This window comes from Pseudomonas sp. zfem002 (genome assembly GCF_032621685.1).
Classification (GTDB): domain Bacteria; phylum Pseudomonadota; class Gammaproteobacteria; order Pseudomonadales; family Pseudomonadaceae; genus Aquipseudomonas; species Aquipseudomonas japonica.
On sequence record NZ_JAVYJH010000003.1, the window covers coordinates 197287 to 215658 of the forward strand.

The following is an 18372-nucleotide window of genomic DNA, read 5'->3' on the forward strand; positions in this document are numbered from 1 at the left end:
GTGCTTTAACGGCGTGCGGGCCAAGCCCCCGCGCAAAGACCATGGGTTGCCACGGCAGCTCCGGCAGAAAGACCGCTCCCCGCATCGAAGATACCCCAGCCACCCGCCAGCGTTCGGCCCGGCACAACCGTCCGGTCCAGCCACATGCTCGGCACACGTGTGAGCAGAACGACAAGACCAGGGCGTGCACCCGGGTGCGGCGGTCAGGCCAATACCTTCACTTCAATTGGATTGAATTATGAAAAAAATCCTTTTGGCGCTCCTGTGCCTGAGCGTCATTGGTTGCTCCAAGCCCAGTGAACCGGAAAAGACCGTCGACGTCCTGCTGATCGGCGGCGGCATCATGAGTGCCAGCCTGGGCACCTACCTGCACGAACTGGAACCGAACTGGTCGATCGACATCTACGAGCGCATGGACCAGGTCGCCGAGGAAAGCTCCAACGCCTGGAACAACGCCGGTACCGGCCATTCCGCGTTCTGCGAGCTGAACTACACCAGCGAAAGCGCCGACGGCTCCATCGACATCAGCAAGGCCGTGGGCATCAACGAGCAGTTCGAGATCTCCAAGCAGTTCTGGTCCTACCAGGTCGAGCGCAAGGTCCTGAACAACCCGGGTTCGTTCATCAACAACGTGCCGCACATGAGCTTCGTCTGGGGTGACAAGAACGTCGAGTTCCTGCGCAAGCGCCACGCCGCCCTGCAGCACAGCTCGCTGTTCCGTGGCATGGAGTACTCCGAAGACCACGCGCAGATCGCCCAGTGGGTACCGATCGTGATGGAAGGCCGCGCCGCGGACCAGAAGATCGCCGCGACCCGCATGCCGATCGGCACCGACGTCAACTTCGGCGAAATCACCCGCCAGCTGGTGGGCTCGCTGACCCAGAGCGACAAGGTCAGCCTGAATCTGCGCCACGAAGTCCGCGACATCAAGCGCAACGCCGACAACAGCTGGACCGTGGTGGTCGCCGACCTGGGCAACAAGGGTGTGGAAACCAGCGTCAAGGCCAGGTTCGTCTTCATCGGTGCCGGTGGCGGCGCGCTGAAGCTGCTGCAGAAGTCCGGCATTCCTGAAGCCGAGGGCTATGCCGGCTTCCCGGTGGGTGGCCAGTTCCTGATGACCGACAACCAGGACATCGTCTCCCGGCACAAGGCCAAGCTTTACGGCAAGGCCTCGGTCGGTGCGCCGCCGATGTCGGTTCCGCACCTCGACACCCGCATCATCGACGGCCGCGAAGTGCTGCTGTTCGGTCCGTTCGCGACCTTCTCCACCAAGTTCCTGAAAAACGGTTCGCTGCTGGACATGTTCGCCGCGCTGAACAGCCACAACATCATGCCGATGACCCATGCCGGCATCGACAACATCGACCTCAGCACCTACCTGATGGGCCAGCTGATGCTCAGCTTCGACGACCGCATGGCGGCGCTGCGCGAGTACTTCCCGAACGCGAAGAACGAAGACTGGAAGCTGCTGCAGGCCGGCCAGCGCGTGCAGATCATCAAGAAGGATGCGGTGCATGGCGGCATCCTGCAGTTCGGTACCGAAGTGGTCGCCTCCCAGGACGGCTCCATCGCTGCGCTGCTGGGCGCGTCGCCAGGCGCTTCGACCGCCGCGCCGATCATGCTGACCGTGCTGGAAAAGACCTTCAAGGATCGCATCAAGACCCCTGAGTGGCAGGCCAGGCTGAAGGAAATCGTGCCGACCTATGGTCAGAAGCTGAACAACGACCTGGAACTGACCAACAAGACCCGCGAGTGGACCAGCTCGCGTCTGGGCCTGATCTATGTTCCAGTGTTGCCGGAAGAGCAGGCTGTGGCTGAGCCGGTGGCTGCTCAGTAAGACTGTCGGAACCGCTTCGCTCCTACAGGTGTACGCGACAATCCTGTAGGAGCGAGCTTGCTCGCGAAAGGGCCGCATAGCGGCCCCAAACCCGTCAACTCAAATAAGACGGGTCCCCTTCGCGATCAATGCTTCTTCTTGCCCAGGTGATTGCCCAAGGCCCCACCTGCCGCGCCACCCACACCCGCGCCGATCGCAGCGCCGGTGCTGCCACCCAGCTTGTCACCCAGCAGCGAACCACCCGCGGCACCCAGGCCGCCACCGACCGCCGCCTTGGTCTTGTTGCCCTTGTTCGCCGCCACGGCACTGCCCGCCGCGCCGCCGACACCGGCACCGATGGCCGCGCCGGTCTTGCCACCGATCTGCTGACCCACCACGTTGCCCAGGGCCCCGCCCAGGCCGCCGCCGAGTGCGGCAGTGCCATCGCCGGCGACAGCGCCTTGTGCGAACAGCAGGCCCAGGGTGACGGCGACAATTGTCTTGCGCATGTGAAACAACCTCGAGAAAGAGCGTGCCTTCAGGCACGCGAAACGGCGCGGCCCGCGTTGCGGATCGCGCCAGGAAAACAGCCGGGGACATACACGACAAAGCCCGCGGCTGGCGGGCTTTGTCGATGAGCGATTTGGTCGGAGAGACAGGATTCGAACCTGCGGCCTTCTCGTCCCGAACGAGACGCGCTACCTGGCTGCGCTACACTCCGATGAAGAAAATTCTACTCAAAAATTTCGCTTCGACAAGCCCCCAATTCAGACCGATCGGGGGCTTTTTTCGAAGTTTCTTACAGCTCTTTCACGGTGCGGATCTGGTCCTTGTTGACCCGGGTGCGCTTGCCGTCCAGTTGCTCGAATTCGTAGAAGCCGGAGTCTTCGTCGTAGGACGGGGTGTCGACTGCCTGGATCTCGCGCCCGTCATTGAGGGTGATCACGGTTGGCGAGGCGCAGCCGGCCAGGGCGCCGATACCGAGAGCGAGCAGGAATGCGGGAAGGGTCCGTTGAATCATGGGTAAATCTCCAATTAAGTGAGGCCGTATAGTTCGTTAAGACGCAAACAGTTACAGCAAGTTCCTTGCGAGTTGAGCGTAGCCTTCAATCTGCGTATTGATCGAGCGCAATGTACCCCCGGGTTGCCCGCGCCGGGCAATGCTTCCCTGTGATATAACTCCGGCCATTCCCCTCGTTCAACGGACCCCATGCCATGAAAGCCAAGGCAGATGCCTCCTTCGTGCCGCTCAATATCGCCGTGTTGACGGTCAGCGACACGCGCACCCTGGAAACCGATACCTCCGGCCAGGTCTTCGTCGACCGCCTCGGTGCGGCCGGGCACAACCTCGCCGCGCGGGTACTGCTCAAGGACGACCTGTACAAGATCCGCGCCCAGGTCGCGACCTGGATTGCCGATGACGTGGTGCAGGTGGTGCTGATCACCGGCGGTACCGGGTTCACCGGGCGCGACAGCACCCCGGAAGCGGTGGCCTGCCTGCTGGACAAGCAGGTCGATGGTTTCGGCGAGCTGTTCCGGCAGATCTCCGTGGCCGATATCGGCACCTCCACCGTGCAGTCCCGCGCCCTGGCCGGCCTGGCCAACGGCACCCTGGTGTGCTGCCTGCCGGGCTCGACCAACGCCGTGCGGACCGGCTGGGACGGCATCCTCGGCGAGCAGCTGGACAACCGTCACCGCCCATGCAACTTCGTCCCGCACCTGAAGCAGGCCGCGCCCTGCGAAAGCCGTGGCTGAGGCGCCGGCGGCCAGGCCGCTGATGCCGGTGGAAGCCGCCCTCGAACGCCTGCTGGCCCTGGCCGAAGCCGCGCCGATCAAGGACGTCGAGGACGTTGCCGTGGCCGATGCCGAAGGCCGGGTGCTGGCGACCGACCTGCACGCCAGCCTCGATCTGCCGCCGTGGCCGAACAGCGCCATGGACGGCTACGCCCTGCGCGTGGCCGACTGGAGCGGCGAGCCGCTGCCGGTGAGCCAGCGCATCTTCGCCGGGCATGCGCCACAGCCGCTGCAGCCTGGCACCTGCGCGCGGATCTTCACCGGAGCCCCGGTCCCCGCGGGCGCCGACTGCGTCGAGATGCAGGAAAACACCGAGGTGCTGGACGACCAGCGGGTGCGTTTCAGCGAAGCCCTGCACGCCGGTCAGAACATTCGCCCGCAAGGCCAGGAAACCCGGGCTGGCGAGTTGGTGCTGGTTGCCGGCACCCGCCTGGGCCCGATCGAGCTCGGCCTGATCGCGACCCTGGGTCATGCCCGTATCCCGGTAGTGCGCCGGGTGCGCGTGGCGGTGCTGTCCACCGGCGACGAACTGGTGGAGCCGGGCCTGCCGCTGGGGCCGGGGCAGATCTACAACAGCAACCGCCGCCTGCTGTGCAGTTGGTTGCAGCGCCTGGGCTGCGAGGTGGTGGATGGCGGGATTCTCCCGGACGATCTGCAACTGACCCGGCAGAGCCTGGGGCGCCTGGATAGCGTGGACCTGATCCTGTCCACCGGTGGCGTTTCGGTGGGCGAGGCCGATTACCTCGGCATCGCCTTGCGCGAGGCCGGTGAACTGGCTCTGTGGAAACTCGCGATCAAGCCGGGCAAGCCGTTGACCGTGGGGCAGTACAACGGTGTGCCGGTGATCGGCCTGCCGGGCAACCCGGCGTCGACCCTGGTGACCTTCGGGTTGCTGACCCGGCCCTATCTGCTGCGCCGCCAGGGCGTGCAGGAGGTCAAGCCGTTGCAGTTCGCCGTGCCGGCGGGCTTCGACTGGCCGAAGGCGGGCAACCGTCGCGAGTACCTGCGGGCGCGCCTGGAACAGGGCAGGGCGCAGATCTATCGCAACCAGAGTTCCGGCGTGCTGCGCAGCGCGGCCTGGGCCGAGGGCCTGGTCGAGGTGCTGGAAGGCACTACGCCACGGCAGGGGGATATCGTGCAGTTCATTCCCCTGAGCGAGTTGCTTGGCTGAGGTTTCCTGGCGTTCTTGAAGGTGTCATCGCAGGCAAGCCAGCTCCTACGGGTTCTGCGTCGCTCGCAGAGCGTGTGATCAACCCGTAGGAGCTGGCTTGCCTGCGATGAGGCCCTCAAGCCGAACAAGGCCATTTCAGGAAAACGGCATCACCCCACCCGCCACATCGCCCATCGCCAGCGGCCGGCTGACCAGCCGCTGATGCACCCCTTCCAGCTGCGCCGCCGCCACGCTCCAGTCATGCCGTTCGCGCACGAAGGCCCGCCCGGCTTCGCCCAACTGATGCATGCGCTGTGGCTGGCTGAGCAGGCGGGTGATGGTCAGGGCCAGCTCGTCCGCGCCGTCGCCACCGAGATAATGCTCGCCGTAGCGCACCTGCAAGCCTGAAACCCCCTGCTGCGTGGTCACCACCGGCAACCCCGCGGCCATGGCCTCGAGCAGCTTCACCTTGCACCCGCCACCGTGGCGCAACGGGGCGAAGAACAGCGCCGACAGACGCTGCAATTCGCGCAGATCGGGCAGATAGCCCACCCACTCGATACGCGGGTCGTTCCAGTGCAGTTTCCAGTGTTCCGGCAGCGCATGGCCGACGATGGCCAGGCGCACCGCCGGGTTGTACTGCCAGACCTGCGGCAGGATGTCTTCCAGCGCCCATTCCAGGGCTTCCTGGTTGGCGCGGTATTCGAAGTTGCCGACAAACAGCAGGCGCTGGCTGTGCGGGGCGAAATCGATGTGCTGGTAATGCGCGCAATCGACGCCGTTGACCACCACCTGGGTCGGTTTTCCGGTCAGTTGGCTGATTTCCTCGGCATCGCACGGGCTGACTGCTACCACTTCGCTGGCCTGCTTCAGGACCCGGGTTTCCCAGCGCCGATAGCGCCAGCCATCGAAACTGTTGAACGGGCGCAGCCATAGCGGCAGGCGGTCCTGGCAGACCGCGCCCTTGCACCATTCGACGTGGTGTTCGCTGACGATGAACGGTCGGCCGCTGGCCTGCAGGGCCCGTTCGAAGGGCTGGAAGCTGTAGCTGTGTTCGATCTGGATCACGTCCCACTGCTCTTGCAGCAGGTTTTCGAAATGATGACGCAGATGCGGCGCCAGGCCGTTGATGCAGGTGCGCATGGGGTAGCCGGCGGACACCGCGGCGACCATGTTCAGCGGGCTGTGCGCGGCGCGGCGCGGGATGACGATCAGGCGCTCCACCAGTGGCGCCAGGGCCTCTCGCGCGGCCTCGCAGAGGGGCACCTTGGACTGGGTCAGCAGGGTAATGCGATGACCCCGCTGCGCCAGGCCGCGCAACAGGTTGAACTGGCGGGTCTTGCTGCCACTGGTGGTTGGCCAGGGCAGATAGGGCAGTGTCCAGAGTACACGCATGACACTTCCTCGCTTGCCGTAGGGCGTGAGCGGTGGAACGAAAAGCGCCCGCGGCGTCAGTCGGTGGCTGACTCCCGGGCGCGGCCGTACAGATCGGTAAAGCGCACGAATGTCTTGTGCAGCAGGCTCTGGCCGTCGGGCAGCGACATGAACGGCGTGGGCAGCGCCTCGCGGGACACTGGCCAGAGTCGGGTGCCGGCGCCGCCGGCGATGATGCAGGGAATCAATACACTCATTGTCATGCCGCCTCGGTGCGCCGGGCAGGAAGCCGTCGCGGGTATTTCGTCAATAAAGTGACTCTGTCGTTCGGCTCTTCACTTCTTGCCAATTATTTGTCGAAGCATGGTCGCGGATGCGGGATCTTTCAATGTCATTCGTAAGATTGCGCAAACTTGCTCGTGGGAAGTGCAGCAAATCGCCTTCGGCCGTGGTCGAGATAGGAGGTCGCAACCAGGCGAGAGGGGAGCTTCGATGGGCGAACGCAAAGCGCTGCTGATTCTGCATGGCAAGCAGGCGATGAACGAGGAGGTGCGCGGCGCGGTGCAGGGCCTGCGCGAGCGTGGCTGGCAACTGGACGTGCGCCTGACCTGGGAGGGGGGCGATGCCCAGCGTCTGGTGGAGGAGGCGCTGGCGGCCGGTTATCCACGGCTGATCGCCGGCGGCGGCGATGGCACCCTGCGTGATGTCGCCCATGCCATGGCGCAGGCCGGTGCGCAGGCCAGCCTGGCGCTGCTGCCGCTGGGCACCGCCAACGACTTCGCCCGGGCCGCGGGCATTCCACTGGAGCCGGAGGCGGCCCTGGCGTTGCTCGACAGCGAGGCGCGGCCGATCGATCTGGGTGAGGTCGATGGCGAGGTGTTCCTCAACATGGCCACCGGTGGCTTCGGCAGCCAGGTCACCGCGCAGACTTCGGAAGAGCTGAAGAAGGTGCTGGGTGCTGCGGCCTATCTGTTCACCGGCCTGTCCCGTTTCAGCGAGCTGAGCGCAGCCTCGGTCAGCCTGCACGGCCCGGATTTCCACTGGCAGGGCGAGCTGCTGGCGCTGGGCATCGGCAACGGGCGGCAGGCCGGCGGCGGGCATGTGCTGTGCCCGGAGGCGGTGGTGGACGACGGCTTGCTCGACATCAGCATCCTGCCGGCGCCGCAGGAAGTGGTCGGCACCCTGCGCGACCTGCTCAGCGATGGCCTGGGCCTGGACAGCATGTTCGTGCGCGCGCGCCTGCCGTGGGTCGAGATCAAGGGCTCGCAAGGGCTGGACATCAACCTCGATGGCGAACCGCTGCAGGGTGACAGCCTGCGCTTTCGCGTGCTGCCCTCGGCGTTGCGCCTGCACCTGCCGGCGCAGTCGGCGCTGCTCAGTCGTCGAGGCTGATGATCTGCTCGCGCACGGCGAACAGCACCAGGCCGGCCACGTCGTAGATCTGCAGGCGTTTCATGATCTGCGAGCGGTGGGTTTCCACGGTCTTGACGCTGAGGCCCAGGCCGTTGGCGATTTCCCGAGTGGATTTGCCGCGCACGATCAGGCGCAGGATTTCCAGTTGGCGGGCGGTGAGGTTGTGGGTTTCCACCGGCTCCGCCTTGTGCCCGCGCAGCAGCGCCTGGTTGATCACCGTGTGGGCGATGGCCGGGCTCAGGTAGCGCTCGTCGGCGCTCAGCGCGGCCAGGGCCTGCTCCAGTTCGGTGGCGGTGGTGTCCTTGAGCAGGTAGCCGTGGGCCCCGCTTTCCAGGGCCTGCATGATCAGTTGCGGGTCGGTGTGCATCGACAGGATCAAAACCTTGCAGCGGCTGCCTTCGGCCTGCAGGCGGCTCAGGGCTTCCAGGCCGCCCATGGAGCGCATCGACAGGTCGAGCAGGACGATGTCCGGGTCGAGTTGCCGGACCAACTCCACCAACTGGCTGCCATCGCAGGCTTCGCCCACCACGGTATAGCCGGGGATGTCGGATACCAGGGCGCGCACGCCGGCGCGAATCAGGGAATGGTCGTCAACCAGCAGCAATTTACAGGTCATGAAGTCTTACTTGAATTGGCGCGCTCGCGCGTGCGGGGAGGCCAGGGGAAGAGCGCATCGATCCGCGTGCCCTTGCCGGGTTCGCTGTGGACCGTGAGGCTGCCGTTGAGCAGGTGCGCGCGTTCGGCCATGCCGGCCATGCCGCACTGGCCTTCCTCGCCAGGGTTGGAAGAGGGCAGGAAACCCTGGCCGTCGTCGCTGATCGACAGCGACAGGCCCTCGGGCTGGCGCTGGAAACGCACGATCAGGTTGTGCGCCCGGGCATGGCGCAACACGTTGGTCACCGCTTCCTGGGTGATGCGGAAGGCGGCCATGGCCATGTCTTCCGGCAGACCGTCGAGGCGGCTCCGGCATTCCAGGCTCCAGCGCACCTCGGTGTTGTCCAGGGTGCGCAGCAGGTGGGTGCGCAGACTGGCCTCCAGGCCCAGGCTGGCAAGCTGGCGCGGGGCCAGGCTGCTGGCCAGGTTGCGTACGTGGGACAGGGTTTCGTCCAGGGTGCTGCGCAGGGTATCGCAGTGGGCCTGCAGGTCTTCCGGGAGACGTCGCTGCAGCCACTCGCCCTGCAGCTTGGCGGCGGTGAGCAACTGGCCGATGTCGTCATGCAGCTCGCGGCTCAGGCGCTGGCGCTCGGCTTCCTGGACCTTGAGCAGGCGGTCGGCGAGTTCCTGTGGCGACATCAGGATGTTGTCCTTGCGCCGCTGCGGCAGGCACAGCAGGCCCAGCAGGGTGAGACCCTGCAGCAGCACCAGGGGCGCGGGCAGCGGGCGGGCATTCAGATAACAGAACAGGGCGAGCAGCAGCGACGCCAGGCACAGCAGCAGCATGGACCGATGCAGCAGGGCCAGGCCGCGCGGGCATCGCGTGAAAGTCTTGAGGCTTGAGTACACGGGAAATGAAGCCACTGAAAGATCACTTTTCAAAGCCGGTCCGGGGTTGATTGAAAGGCTTTTCCGGAAGGCCTTCAACAACTTTTGTCATCGTGTCGCAGCGGGCAGCCGGGCACTTTTTCAGTGCGCTGAAAACGCCATGTTCCAACAGGGGAAACAATCGGCAGCCGGCTCGGGCGGCGCATGGTATCACTTCAGACCCGATCGGTCGTCGGGGCTGTCGATGGTTGGCGGAGTCAGGTTTTACGGGGTGCTACGCGCGTTCCGTCGGGCGCGGATTCTAGCACCATGCCACTACGGTTGGCGAACTTGAACTTTCATTTAAAGGGCGCATGTGCTGTTTCCGTATTGATGGAGTTGTATGGAAAGAAGCTGCTTAGTTGCCGATTAGAGTGCGCTGAAAACACACCTATATGTAGGCCTGGTATTTTTCAAGGCAGTTTCTAGTTTGACTTTAGTTGTAGGCGATTGCCCAGACGGATGCTCTGCCATAAGGGTTGCCACGGCATCGGCGAGAGTGGCGGTGCTGACGTCAGGCCGATTGTTCGTGTGTCTGCGCGGCGGCTTGCAAGGTACTTTCCAGGCTGCCCAGCAATTCATTCTCTTCCTCGGCGTCGAGGTTGAGCGTGCCGTCGTAGGGGTCGACCAGTTCCAGTTGCCAGGCCAGCAGGCAGATACTTGCCTCCAGAATGACCAATGCCGGGCCATGCAAATGTTTGCGTCGCTCGATCGTGTCGAGCACGCTGCACAGCTGCCGGCAGAAATCGGCGATCTGCACCTGCTCCTGGGCCTGGGCTCGGTCCCTCAGGGTGGCGAGGGTATCGATCAGGCAATGGCTGGCATCGGCGTCCTCGCCGATCAGGCGAAAATGCTGCAGGCATTCCTGCGCCCGGTTCAGCAACTGGTGGGCATCACCCAGAAAATCCTGCAGGGCGCTCATATCCGGCAAGTCCTTCGGCATCAGTCGGTTCCTCCTGAACACCAGCGGAAAGCGCGGACGCAAGCGGACGAACGGTCAGGAACGGAGGCTGGCCACAGCGAAGTGATAGCGAACAAAGGCCTGACTCCATTCATGCATTGAGAATGGCGTCACATTAATGGCTAACGGATATCACGAATATCAGGTCCAACCCGATTGTTGATAAGGGTTTCCCTGATGAGGTTTTTCCGGTGTCACCCCGTTGCGGGGTAGGGGAAGGGGTTGCCAGTGCAGTAAAGCATGATGCTAAAGTGACATCAATGCCCCGGGTGGCTTTTTCTTCCAGGGGTCAAGCTGTGCCGCAAGCGGCCGATACAAGGCCGATGCTTTTTACCTTTTGCAACAACCCCGGGGGATTCAATGGCTGGCATTCTCGACACGGTAGACCAAAGAACACAGCTGGTAGGTGAGAACCGCCTGGAAATCCTCATGTTCCGCCTCGCGGGCCGCCAGCTGTTCGCGATCAACGTCTTCAAGGTGCAGGAAGTCCTGCAACTGCCGAAACTGACCCTGATGCCGCAGCGCCACAGCTTCGTCTGCGGCGTGGTCAACCTGCGTGGCCAGACCCTGCCGGTGATCGACCTGTCCCAGGCGATCGGCATGCGCCCGCTGGAGCCGGGGCCGAACAGTACCATCATCGTCACCGAGTACAACCGGTCCGTGCAGGCGTTTCTGGTCGGCGGGGTCGACCGCATCGTCAACATGAACTGGGAAGCCATCATGCCGCCGCCGACCAGCGCCGGCCGCCAGCACTACCTGACCGCCATCAGCAAGGTCGACGAGCAACTGGTGGAGATCATCGATGTAGAGAAGGTCCTGGCGGAAATCGTTCCCTACAACGCGAAAGTTTCCCGGGAAAAACTCGACGATCCGCTTCTGCGACGTGCCCAGGGGCGTGAAGTACTGCTGGTGGACGACTCCACCGTGGCCCTGGCGCAGTTGCGCGAGACCCTGTCGCAGTTGGGCATGAAGCTGCACGTGGCCAGCGACGGACTCAAGGCCCTGCGCCTGCTCAAGGGCTGGGCGGATGCCGGCGAGGATGTCTGCGAGAAACTGCTGATGGTCTTCACCGACGCGGAAATGCCGGAAATGGACGGTTACCGCCTGACCACCGAGATTCGCAGCGATGCCCGCCTGCGTGGCTTGTACGTGGTGCTGCACACCTCGCTCTCCGGCAGCTTCAACGAGTCCATGGTGAAGAAGGTCGGTTGCGACAACTTCCTTTCCAAGTTCCAGCCCGATCGCCTGGTGGAAGTGGTGCGGCAGCGCCTGGAGCTGGATCAGGCCACCGCCTGAGCCGTCGTCGTTCGCCCGGCAGCGTTTGCCGGGCAACGGGTGTAAGCTGCTGGCTTTTCCCAGGGAGCATGTCGTATGCGTCTGAGTGCGCTTTATCGTTACCCGCTCAAATCGGCGCAAGGCGAGGCCTTGCAACGCTCGCCGTCGGGCCTGCTGGGGCTGGACGGCGATCGTCGCTGGATGCTGGTGGATGCCGGCAACAACCGTTTTCTCACCCAGCGCGCATTCCCGCAGATGAGCCAGCTGTCGGCGCTGTACGCCGCCGATGGCGGACTGCTGCTCGATGCGCCGGGCCTGTCGACCTTTCATGTGCCGATCCCCGAGCCCGACGATGCGCTGCGTGGCGTGACCATCTGGAGCGACACCCTGCGCGTACCGGATGCCGGCGATGCCGCGGCGCAGTGGTTGAGCACCTTCATGGGGCGTGATGTGCGCCTGGTGCATGTGCCGCAATCGCGCACGCGCTACCTGCCTTCGGGCTATGGCGAGAACAGCGACCGGGTGGCCTTCGCCGATGGCTTCCCGCTGCTGCTGATCGGCCAGGCGTCGCTGGATGACCTGACGCAGAAGGTCGGACGGCCCATGGAGATGATGCGCTTTCGTCCCAACCTGGTGATCGAGGGCGCCGAACCCTTTGCCGAGGATGGCTGGAAACGCATCCGCATTGGCCAGCAGACCTTCCGCGTGGTCAAGCCGTGCGGGCGTTGCATCCTCACCACCATCGACCCGGCCAGCGGCGAGCGCAGCCCGGACCGCGAGCCGTTCGCGACGCTGATGAACTATCGGAAGAAGGAAGGCGAGGCCATGTTCGGGCAGAACCTGGTGGCGGACGGTGAGGGTGTGCTGGAGGTGGGGATGGCGGTAGAGGTGCTGGAGTAGTTCTTCAGGTGGTGCCGATGGCCTCATCGCAGCGATGAGGCCATCAGCGGCGACACCTCACTGATCGTCGAAATAACGCTCATGCCAATCCACCAGCGGCTGCGGTGAATTGAGCTTCTGCCCGTAGATCACCGCATAAGACAGCACGTTCTGTACGTACTGGCGGGTTTCGTCGAACGGGATCGACTCGACCCAGACGTCGAAACTCAGGTGGTCGGCGCCGCGCAACCACTGGCGTACCCGACCGGGGCCTGCGTTGTAGGCCGCCGAGGCGAGCACGCGGTTGCCGTTGAACTGCCCGTGCACCTGGCTCAGATAGGCCGCGCCCAGCTGGATGTTCTTGTCCGGATTCAGCACCTGGGCCGGCGAGGCCAGGGGAATGCTGAACTTGCGCGCGGTTTCCTTGGCGGTGGCCGGCATCAGTTGCATCAGGCCGGAGGCGCCGACGCTGGAACGGGCGTCGTCCATGAATGCGCTTTCCTGGCGAGTGATAGCGAACACCCAGCTCGAATGCAGGCCGCGGACCTTGGCTTCACGCACCAGGGTGTCGCGGTGGGCCATCGGGAAGCGGATATCCAGGTCATCCCAGTACTGCGCCTGGCTGATGGTGCGAATGGCCGGGAAGTACCAGCGCAGGTCATAGGCGATACGCGCCTGGGCGACCATTTCGTCACGGCTGAAGTGGCGGCTGACGTGGTACCACTCGCGACGACCTTCGACGATCTGCCCGCGGGCATGGAATTCCAGGGCACGGCGCACGCCCGGGGCGTTGCGCACCTTGTTCATCAGTTGCTGGCTGATCACCAGCGGCTTGTTGTTCAGCTGGTAGGGCGTCTGCGTCCGGTCGGCGGCGAGGAAACCATAGAAGTCACGCTCGCGGGCGACGGTCTTGTACAGCAGCGGGATCTGCGGGTTCTGCGGTTGCGCCAGTTCCAGGCTGCGCGCCTGCCAGTAGCGCCAGCGGTTGGTACTGGCCAGGTCCTGCGGCAGACGCTTGCTCAGCTCGTAGGCTTCTTCCCAGCGGCCGAGCCGCAGGAGCAGGCGCATGCGCCATTCGCTGACGGTGTTGTCGCGCAGTTGCGGATCGTAGCGGGTCATCAGGTCCAGCGCCCGCGGGTCGTAACGGCGGGCCAGGGTCAGGCCGATCTCGCGGGCGATGGCGACCTTCTCCTCGACCGAGAAATGCATGCGGTTGGCGTAGTCGTCGAGCAGCGCCATGGCCCGCTCCGGGTCCTGGCGAGCGAGGCGGCGCAGGCCGAGGCTGACCACGTCGGACATGGCCTCGTTGGTCGGGCTGAAGCGCGACGGCTGGTTGAGCAGCTCCGGCTTCTGCGCCACGTCCAGCAGCAGGCGGCCTTCGTTACCCAGGGTCGGCAGGGTCTTCACCAGCGTGTTGGCCAGCGCGTAATTGCGCGCCTGGGCGGCCAGCTTGGTGCGCAGCCAGCGCTTCTGCTCGGTCAGTTGGCCTTCCGCGGCCCAGCGCTCGAACAGCGCATCGCAGGCGGCCGGTTGCGACTTGCCTACCGCCCAGAGCTTGTCGGCGGTGGCATAGCCCTCGGCGCGCAGGCCGTGAACCAGCTGGTACTGGCCATTGAGGCAGTCCAGCTCGGTGAAATTCAGCTTGGGATCGTAGTACTTGACGAAGGGCTTCCAGTCGCCGCGCTCGGCCAGCCAGCGCAACCAGCGCAGTTTCATCCAGTTGGCCTGGGGCAGATCGCCGTTCTTCGCCAGGAAGGCTTCGATCTCGGCATTGCTCGCGCTCTTCAGGCGGGCGGTGAGTTCGTCGTAGGCCAGATACGGTTCCAGCGGGTAGTCCTGCAGGGCCGCGGCGTAACGTTGATACGGGCCGCTGTCGCCCTTGGCCAGCGCGCGCTTGGCTTCGTCGTACATCTGGCGTTGTTGGGCGAGATCGGCGGCCTGCGCGACACCGGCCACGGAGGCCGAGAGCAGCAGGCAGGAAACGAGGTTGAGCAGGCGGCGCATGATACTTCCAGAACAGTTGACCAAAACGAGTGTCGGCGTCGCCAGCACTGTGGGTTCACGAACCTAAGCTTAGCCGTTTGCCCGCCGCGGATGAAAGCATTGTGCTTGCATCCGGACGTAATGCCGTGCCGCCGGGCGGATGGGATGCGGGCTGTGTCGTCCAGCCAAGTCGGGTAGAATGCGCGCCCGCTTTCTGGAGAAGAACATGAGCCTGCTCAAATTCAGCGATGTCTGCCTCGCCTTCGGCGCCATGCCCCTGTTGGACAAGGTGTCCTGGCAGATCGCCCGTGGTGAGCGGGTCTGCATCATCGGTCGCAACGGCACCGGCAAATCGAGCATGCTGCGCCTGGTCAAGGGCGACCAGAAACCTGACGACGGCGAGATCTGGCGTGCCCCCGGGCTGAAGATCGGCGAGCTGCCGCAGGAACTGCCGGTAGCCGACGAGCGTACCGTGTTCGACGTGGTCGCCGAAGGCCTGCAAGGGGTCGGCCGCCTGCTCGCCGAGTACCACCACCTGAGCCAGAACATCCACAGCGATGCCGATCTGGAAAAACTCATGCACGTCCAGCATGACCTCGAGGCCCGTGACGGCTGGCGCCTGCAGCAACTGGTGGACAGCACCCTGAGCCGCCTGCAACTGCCGGCCGACAAGACCCTCGCCGAGCTTTCCGGTGGCTGGCGCCGCCGCGTGCTGCTGGCCCAGGCCCTGGTGTCGGAGCCGGATCTGCTGCTGCTCGACGAACCGACCAACCACCTCGACATCGGCGCCATCGCCTGGCTGGAAGACGCCTTGAGCGGTTTCAACGGCGCGGTGCTGTTCATCACCCACGACCGTTCCTTCCTGCAGAACCTGGCCACGCGCATCCTCGAACTGGATCGCGGCGGCCTGATCGACTGGAACGGCGACTACGCCAGCTTCCTGGTGCACAAGGAGGCGGAGCTGGCCGCCGAGGAAACCGCCAACGCGCTGTTCGACAAGCGCCTGGCCCAGGAAGAGGTGTGGATTCGCCAGGGCATCAAGGCTCGCCGGACCCGCAACGAAGGCCGCGTGCGGGCGCTGAAGGCGCTGCGGGTGGAACGCAGCGAGCGCCGCGAGCGCCAGGGCAAGGCGAATATCCAGATCGAGGCGGCGGAGAAGTCCGGCAAGCAGGTCATGGTTCTCGACAACGTCAGCTTCGCTCATCCGGGCGGCCCGACCCTGGTCAAGGATTTCTCCATGGTCCTGCAGCGCGAGGACCGCATCGGCCTGCTCGGTGCCAACGGTACCGGCAAGACCACCCTGCTCAAGCTGATGCTCGGCGATCTGCAGCCGTCCAGCGGCAAGGTGGAGTCCGGCACCCGCCTGGAAGTGGCCTACTTCGACCAGTTGCGCAACCAGCTCGATCTGGAAAAGACCGTGATCGACAACCTCGCCGAAGGCCGTGACTTCATCGAGATCGACGGGCAGAGCCGGCATGTCCTGAGCTACCTCGGCGACTTCCTGTTCAGCCCGCAACGCGCGCGGACGCCGGTCAAGGCGCTGTCCGGTGGTGAGCGCGCACGCCTGCTGCTGGCCAAGCTGTTCAGCAAGCCGGCCAACCTGCTGGTGCTCGACGAACCGACCAACGACCTCGACGTGGAAACGCTCGAGCTGCTGGAGGAAGTCCTGTCCGGCTACAAGGGCACCGTGCTGATGGTCAGCCACGACCGGGCCTTCCTCGACAACGTGGTGACCAGCACCCTGGTCTTCGAAGGCGAGGGGCGGGTACGCGAGTATGTCGGTGGTTATCAGGACTGGATTCGCCAGGGCGGCTCACCGCGCCTGCTCGGCGTGAGCGAGAGCAAGTCGGGCAAGTCCGAGCTGAACAGCGCCGTGGTTGCCGCGCCCGTCGCTGCCGAACCCGCAGCCGCTGCGGTTGCCGCGGCGCCGGAAGCGAAGAAGAAACTCAGCTACAAGCTGCAGCGCGAGCTGGAGGCCCTGCCGGGGCAGATCGAGGTGCTGGAAGGGAAGATCGCTGCGGTGCAGCAGGAAATTTCCGATGTCGGCTTCTATCAGAAGCCGGCTGCCCACACCAGCAAGGTCCTGGCCGATCTGGAAGCGATGCAGGTCGAGCTGGACACCTTGGTGGAACGCTGGGCGGAACTGGATGGCTGATCAATAAGAAGGGGCCGCTAAGCGGCCCCTCTGTCGGACGATTTACTCAGCTTTCTTCTGTAGGCGCACTGCCAGCACATCGCACGGCGCACCGTGCAGCACGTCGTTGGCCGTGGAGCCCAGGAGCAGGGCCAGGCCGTGGCGGCCATGGCTGCCGACCACGATCAGGTCGCATTGCTGGTCCTTGGCCAACTGGTGGATTTCCTGGCGTGGCTGGCCGTAGGTCAGGTGCGAATCGCCGCGGTTGATTTCCGGATATTTGTTAAACAGGCGGTCCATGCGTTCCTTGGCCTGGTCGAACTGCTGCTGTTGCAGTTGCGACAGGTCCATCGGCACGTCGCCGCCGAAGGCCATGGCCATCGGCTCGACGATATGCACCAGCGAGACCTTGGCGTTGCTCGGTCCCGCCAGCTCGCGGGCGCGCTTGATGACCGGGTCGCATTCTTCGGTCAGGTCGACGGCAACCAGAATGTGTTCGTAGGGCATGAGAGGTTCTCCTGACAATCGCAATAGTAGAAGTATGGTCCGTTTCAGGCTGATCGCATCCGGTTGCGGCTAACCAGCTCATTTGTAAAGTCTTGATAGGAATAACAGATATGACGGTCTGGGTAGTAGTGTCAATCCTCGCGCTGATCCTCAGCCCTCTGGCCTGGCTGCTGCCGTCGCGGCGCATGAGCGGGCGCATGGCCCTGCGCCTGGAGGCCCGGCGCATGGGCCTGGCGATGCAACTGGCACCGCAGACCTGGCCGCACTGGCTGCCGGAAGAACCGCCAGCCACCTGTGCGCAGTATCACCAGGCGCGGCGCAAGGGCAGTACGGACAACTGGTGCTATTGGCAGACCGAGGCGGGTGTCTGGCTCAACCAGTGGCGTGAGTCATGCGCGGACGAGCGGGTGCTGGAACAGCTCAAGCGCCTGCCGCAAAGCGTATACAAGGTCGAGGCCGGCGCGCAGATGATCGCCCTGTGCTGGGGCGAGCGCGAGGACAGCGCGGCATTGCAGGATGTCGCCGCTGTGCTCAAGGCGCTGGCCTGACACCCTCCCGGCGCTGACCTCGCTCAGTTGCCCAGCACCTGCTTGTCCACCAGGAAATCGATGAAGGCCCTGAGCCTGGGCGCCATGCCGCGATGCTCCGGCCAGAGGATGGAAAAACGCCCGGTTTCCGCCACCAGATCATCCAGCACGGTCACCAGCGTGCCTGCCTGCAGTGCCTCGCGGACAGCGAAGTCCGGCAGCCAGGCGATGCCCAGACCGCCCGTGGCCGCCTGGATCAGTGCCTCCACGCTGTTGAACGTGTGGCCATTGGGAGTGGTAAAGGCGTGCGGTGTGTCGAGTTTCCACGCCTGCAACTGGCCTGTCGCGGGGAATCGGTAGCGCAGGCAGCTGTGTTCCGTCAGGTCCGCAGCGGTTCGCGGGGTGCCCCGGCGGGCGAAGTAGGCGGGCGCACCGACCAGCGCGAAACGGTACGTGCCCAGGCTGCGCACCTTGAGTTGCGAATTGCCCATGTCGCCGCTGCGGATGGCCGCATCCACGCCATCGGCGATGACGTCCACCAGCCGGTCGTTGAAGTCGAGATCCAGCCGGATGTCCGGGTAGCGTGCCGTGAACTCGTCCAGCACCGGCATCAGCAGGCGGTAGCCGATCGCGGGAACACTGACGCGCAAGGTGCCGCTGGGACTGCCGGCCAAACGCGCCAGCTCGGCCTGCGCCTCCGCGATTTCCTCGACGATGCGCCGGCCGCGCTCGAAGAACAGCGCGCCTTCTTCTGTCAGGCTCAGGTGTCGCGTGCTGCGGTTGAACAGGCGCACGCCCAGTTCGCTTTCAAGACGCGCCACGCTCTTGCTGATCGCCGAAGGAGAGACGCCCAGGCGCTCGCTCGCTGCCACGAAGCTGTTGGTTTGCGCGGCGCTGACGAAGGCCATCAAGCCACTCAGACTGTCCATTGCTGCCTTGATTGGTGAGTTTTTGTCGTTTTATAGAGGATTGAATCGGTATTTTTCAATGATTGATGATTATCTAGCATGTCTGGCATCCGATCACCCCCAAACCGTC

Annotated in this window: 17 protein-coding genes, 1 tRNA gene and 1 pseudogene; 8 read left to right on the plus strand and 11 right to left on the minus strand. The window is 64.5% G+C overall.

Translation table 11 applies throughout. The features are described 5' to 3' along the window. Positions 1-238: 238 nt before the first annotated feature. Entirely contained in the window at positions 239-1837 is a 1599-nt protein-coding gene (gene mqo / locus RTI28_RS06765) for a malate dehydrogenase (quinone) (protein WP_316919736.1), read from the plus strand. Between the two features lie 125 nt (positions 1838-1962). Here mqo and RTI28_RS06770 read toward each other — a convergent pair whose 3' ends face one another. The 3 genes from RTI28_RS06770 to RTI28_RS06780 all read right to left on the minus strand — a co-directional run bounded on the left by RTI28_RS06770 (position 1963) and on the right by RTI28_RS06780 (position 2837). Next, entirely contained in the window at positions 1963-2325 is a 363-nt protein-coding gene (locus RTI28_RS06770) for a YMGG-like glycine zipper-containing protein (protein WP_316919737.1), read from the minus strand. Between the two features lie 135 nt (positions 2326-2460). After that, positions 2461-2537 (minus strand) — tRNA-Pro (locus RTI28_RS06775). Positions 2538-2615: 78 nt separating this feature from the next. Continuing rightward, positions 2616-2837, minus strand: a complete 222-nt coding sequence (locus RTI28_RS06780; RefSeq protein ID WP_042124298.1) for a YgdI/YgdR family lipoprotein — start codon at positions 2835-2837, stop codon at positions 2616-2618. A 194-nt stretch (positions 2838-3031) separates the two neighbouring features. On the opposite strand from RTI28_RS06780, the gene moaB reads away from it, so the two are divergent. Together moaB and glp are read left to right on the plus strand one after the other, a co-directional pair. Beyond that, the gene (gene moaB / locus RTI28_RS06785) at positions 3032-3571 is read left to right on the plus strand and encodes a molybdenum cofactor biosynthesis protein B (protein ID WP_316919738.1); all 540 of its coding nucleotides are present in this window, start codon (positions 3032-3034) and stop codon (positions 3569-3571) included. Between the two features lie 22 nt (positions 3572-3593). Continuing rightward, positions 3594-4781, plus strand: a complete 1188-nt coding sequence (glp, locus tag RTI28_RS06790; RefSeq protein WP_316919864.1) for a gephyrin-like molybdotransferase Glp — start codon at positions 3594-3596, stop codon at positions 4779-4781. 135 nt (positions 4782-4916) lie between these two features. Here glp and RTI28_RS06795 read toward each other — a convergent pair whose 3' ends face one another. Both RTI28_RS06795 and RTI28_RS06800 read right to left on the minus strand, forming a co-directional pair. Next, complete coding sequence (locus tag RTI28_RS06795; RefSeq protein WP_316919739.1) at positions 4917-6155, minus strand: glycosyltransferase family 4 protein; 1239 nt, start codon at positions 6153-6155, stop codon at positions 4917-4919. Positions 6156-6238: 83 nt separating this feature from the next. Next, positions 6239-6391: pseudogene (locus RTI28_RS06800) on the minus strand (sugar phosphate nucleotidyltransferase); the annotation flags it as partial. A 235-nt stretch (positions 6392-6626) separates the two neighbouring features. Here RTI28_RS06800 and yegS point away from each other — a divergent pair. Next, positions 6627-7526 carry a lipid kinase YegS gene (gene yegS, locus RTI28_RS06805; RefSeq protein ID WP_316919740.1) on the plus strand — a complete coding sequence of 300 codons (900 nt, stop codon included), beginning with the start codon at positions 6627-6629 and terminating at the stop codon, positions 7524-7526. Here yegS and RTI28_RS06810 read toward each other — a convergent pair. The 3 genes from RTI28_RS06810 to RTI28_RS06820 all read right to left on the minus strand — a co-directional run bounded on the left by RTI28_RS06810 (position 7510) and on the right by RTI28_RS06820 (position 10011). Further along, positions 7510-8163 carry a response regulator gene (locus tag RTI28_RS06810; RefSeq protein ID WP_042124307.1) on the minus strand — a complete coding sequence of 218 codons (654 nt, stop codon included), beginning with the start codon at positions 8161-8163 and terminating at the stop codon, positions 7510-7512. The two genes, yegS and RTI28_RS06810, sit on opposite strands and share 17 nt — an antisense overlap. Beyond that, positions 8160-8987: a sensor histidine kinase gene (locus RTI28_RS06815; RefSeq protein WP_401246645.1), complete on the minus strand. Its 828-nt coding sequence runs from the start codon at positions 8985-8987 to the stop codon at positions 8160-8162. The genes RTI28_RS06810 and RTI28_RS06815 overlap by 4 nt, the downstream gene beginning before the upstream one ends. A 595-nt stretch (positions 8988-9582) precedes the next feature. Further along, positions 9583-10011 carry a histidine kinase gene (locus RTI28_RS06820; protein ID WP_316919741.1) on the minus strand — a complete coding sequence of 143 codons (429 nt, stop codon included), beginning with the start codon at positions 10009-10011 and terminating at the stop codon, positions 9583-9585. Between the two features lie 378 nt (positions 10012-10389). Here RTI28_RS06820 and RTI28_RS06825 point away from each other — a divergent pair, with 378 nt between their 5' ends. Further along, entirely contained in the window at positions 10390-11325 is a 936-nt protein-coding gene (locus RTI28_RS06825; RefSeq protein ID WP_316919742.1) for a chemotaxis protein, read from the plus strand. 75 nt (positions 11326-11400) lie between these two features. Next, positions 11401-12204, plus strand: coding sequence for an MOSC domain-containing protein (locus RTI28_RS06830; protein ID WP_316919743.1), 804 nt, complete (start codon positions 11401-11403; stop codon positions 12202-12204). A gap of 57 nt (positions 12205-12261) precedes the next feature. On the opposite strand, the gene RTI28_RS06835 is transcribed toward RTI28_RS06830, so the two are convergent. Next, on the minus strand, positions 12262-14187 hold the full coding sequence (locus RTI28_RS06835) for a transglycosylase SLT domain-containing protein (protein ID WP_410478962.1): 1926 nt from the start codon (positions 14185-14187) through the stop codon (positions 12262-12264). A 205-nt stretch (positions 14188-14392) separates the two neighbouring features. Between RTI28_RS06835 and RTI28_RS06840 the strand changes: the two genes are divergently transcribed. Further along, on the plus strand, positions 14393-16321 hold the full coding sequence (locus RTI28_RS06840) for an ATP-binding cassette domain-containing protein (protein ID WP_316919744.1): 1929 nt from the start codon (positions 14393-14395) through the stop codon (positions 16319-16321). 42 nt (positions 16322-16363) lie between these two features. On the opposite strand, the gene RTI28_RS06845 is transcribed toward RTI28_RS06840, so the two are convergent. Continuing rightward, positions 16364-16807: a universal stress protein gene (locus RTI28_RS06845; RefSeq protein ID WP_042124321.1), complete on the minus strand. Its 444-nt coding sequence runs from the start codon at positions 16805-16807 to the stop codon at positions 16364-16366. 110 nt (positions 16808-16917) lie between these two features. Between RTI28_RS06845 and RTI28_RS06850 the strand changes: the two genes are divergently transcribed. Next, positions 16918-17355: a hypothetical protein gene (locus RTI28_RS06850; RefSeq protein ID WP_316919745.1), complete on the plus strand. Its 438-nt coding sequence runs from the start codon at positions 16918-16920 to the stop codon at positions 17353-17355. 23 nt (positions 17356-17378) lie between these two features. Here RTI28_RS06850 and RTI28_RS06855 read toward each other — a convergent pair whose 3' ends face one another. Then, entirely contained in the window at positions 17379-18263 is an 885-nt protein-coding gene (locus RTI28_RS06855; RefSeq protein WP_316919746.1) for a LysR family transcriptional regulator, read from the minus strand. Between the last annotated feature and the right edge of the window lie 109 nt (positions 18264-18372).

Coding starts and splice junctions, on each gene's coding strand:
- mqo (WP_316919736.1), top strand. CDS start 239: ATGAAAAAAATCCTTTTGGCGCTCCTGTGCCTGAGCGTCATTGGTTGC.
- glp (WP_316919864.1), top strand. CDS start 3,594: ATGCCGGTGGAAGCCGCCCTCGAACGCCTGCTGGCCCTGGCCGAAGCC.
- RTI28_RS06845 (WP_042124321.1), bottom strand. CDS start 16,807: ATGCCCTACGAACACATTCTGGTTGCCGTCGACCTGACCGAAGAATGC.
- RTI28_RS06830 (WP_316919743.1), top strand. CDS start 11,401: ATGCGTCTGAGTGCGCTTTATCGTTACCCGCTCAAATCGGCGCAAGGC.
- RTI28_RS06850 (WP_316919745.1), top strand. CDS start 16,918: ATGACGGTCTGGGTAGTAGTGTCAATCCTCGCGCTGATCCTCAGCCCT.
- RTI28_RS06835 (WP_410478962.1), bottom strand. CDS start 14,187: ATGCGCCGCCTGCTCAACCTCGTTTCCTGCCTGCTGCTCTCGGCCTCC.
- RTI28_RS06820 (WP_316919741.1), bottom strand. CDS start 10,011: ATGCCGAAGGACTTGCCGGATATGAGCGCCCTGCAGGATTTTCTGGGT.
- RTI28_RS06780 (WP_042124298.1), bottom strand. CDS start 2,837: ATGATTCAACGGACCCTTCCCGCATTCCTGCTCGCTCTCGGTATCGGC.
- yegS (WP_316919740.1), top strand. CDS start 6,627: ATGGGCGAACGCAAAGCGCTGCTGATTCTGCATGGCAAGCAGGCGATG.
- RTI28_RS06840 (WP_316919744.1), top strand. CDS start 14,393: ATGAGCCTGCTCAAATTCAGCGATGTCTGCCTCGCCTTCGGCGCCATG.
- RTI28_RS06770 (WP_316919737.1), bottom strand. CDS start 2,325: ATGCGCAAGACAATTGTCGCCGTCACCCTGGGCCTGCTGTTCGCACAA.
- RTI28_RS06795 (WP_316919739.1), bottom strand. CDS start 6,155: ATGCGTGTACTCTGGACACTGCCCTATCTGCCCTGGCCAACCACCAGT.
- RTI28_RS06815 (WP_401246645.1), bottom strand. CDS start 8,987: ATGCTGCTGCTGTGCCTGGCGTCGCTGCTGCTCGCCCTGTTCTGTTAT.
- RTI28_RS06855 (WP_316919746.1), bottom strand. CDS start 18,263: ATGGACAGTCTGAGTGGCTTGATGGCCTTCGTCAGCGCCGCGCAAACC.
- moaB (WP_316919738.1), top strand. CDS start 3,032: ATGAAAGCCAAGGCAGATGCCTCCTTCGTGCCGCTCAATATCGCCGTG.
- RTI28_RS06825 (WP_316919742.1), top strand. CDS start 10,390: ATGGCTGGCATTCTCGACACGGTAGACCAAAGAACACAGCTGGTAGGT.
- RTI28_RS06810 (WP_042124307.1), bottom strand. CDS start 8,163: ATGACCTGTAAATTGCTGCTGGTTGACGACCATTCCCTGATTCGCGCC.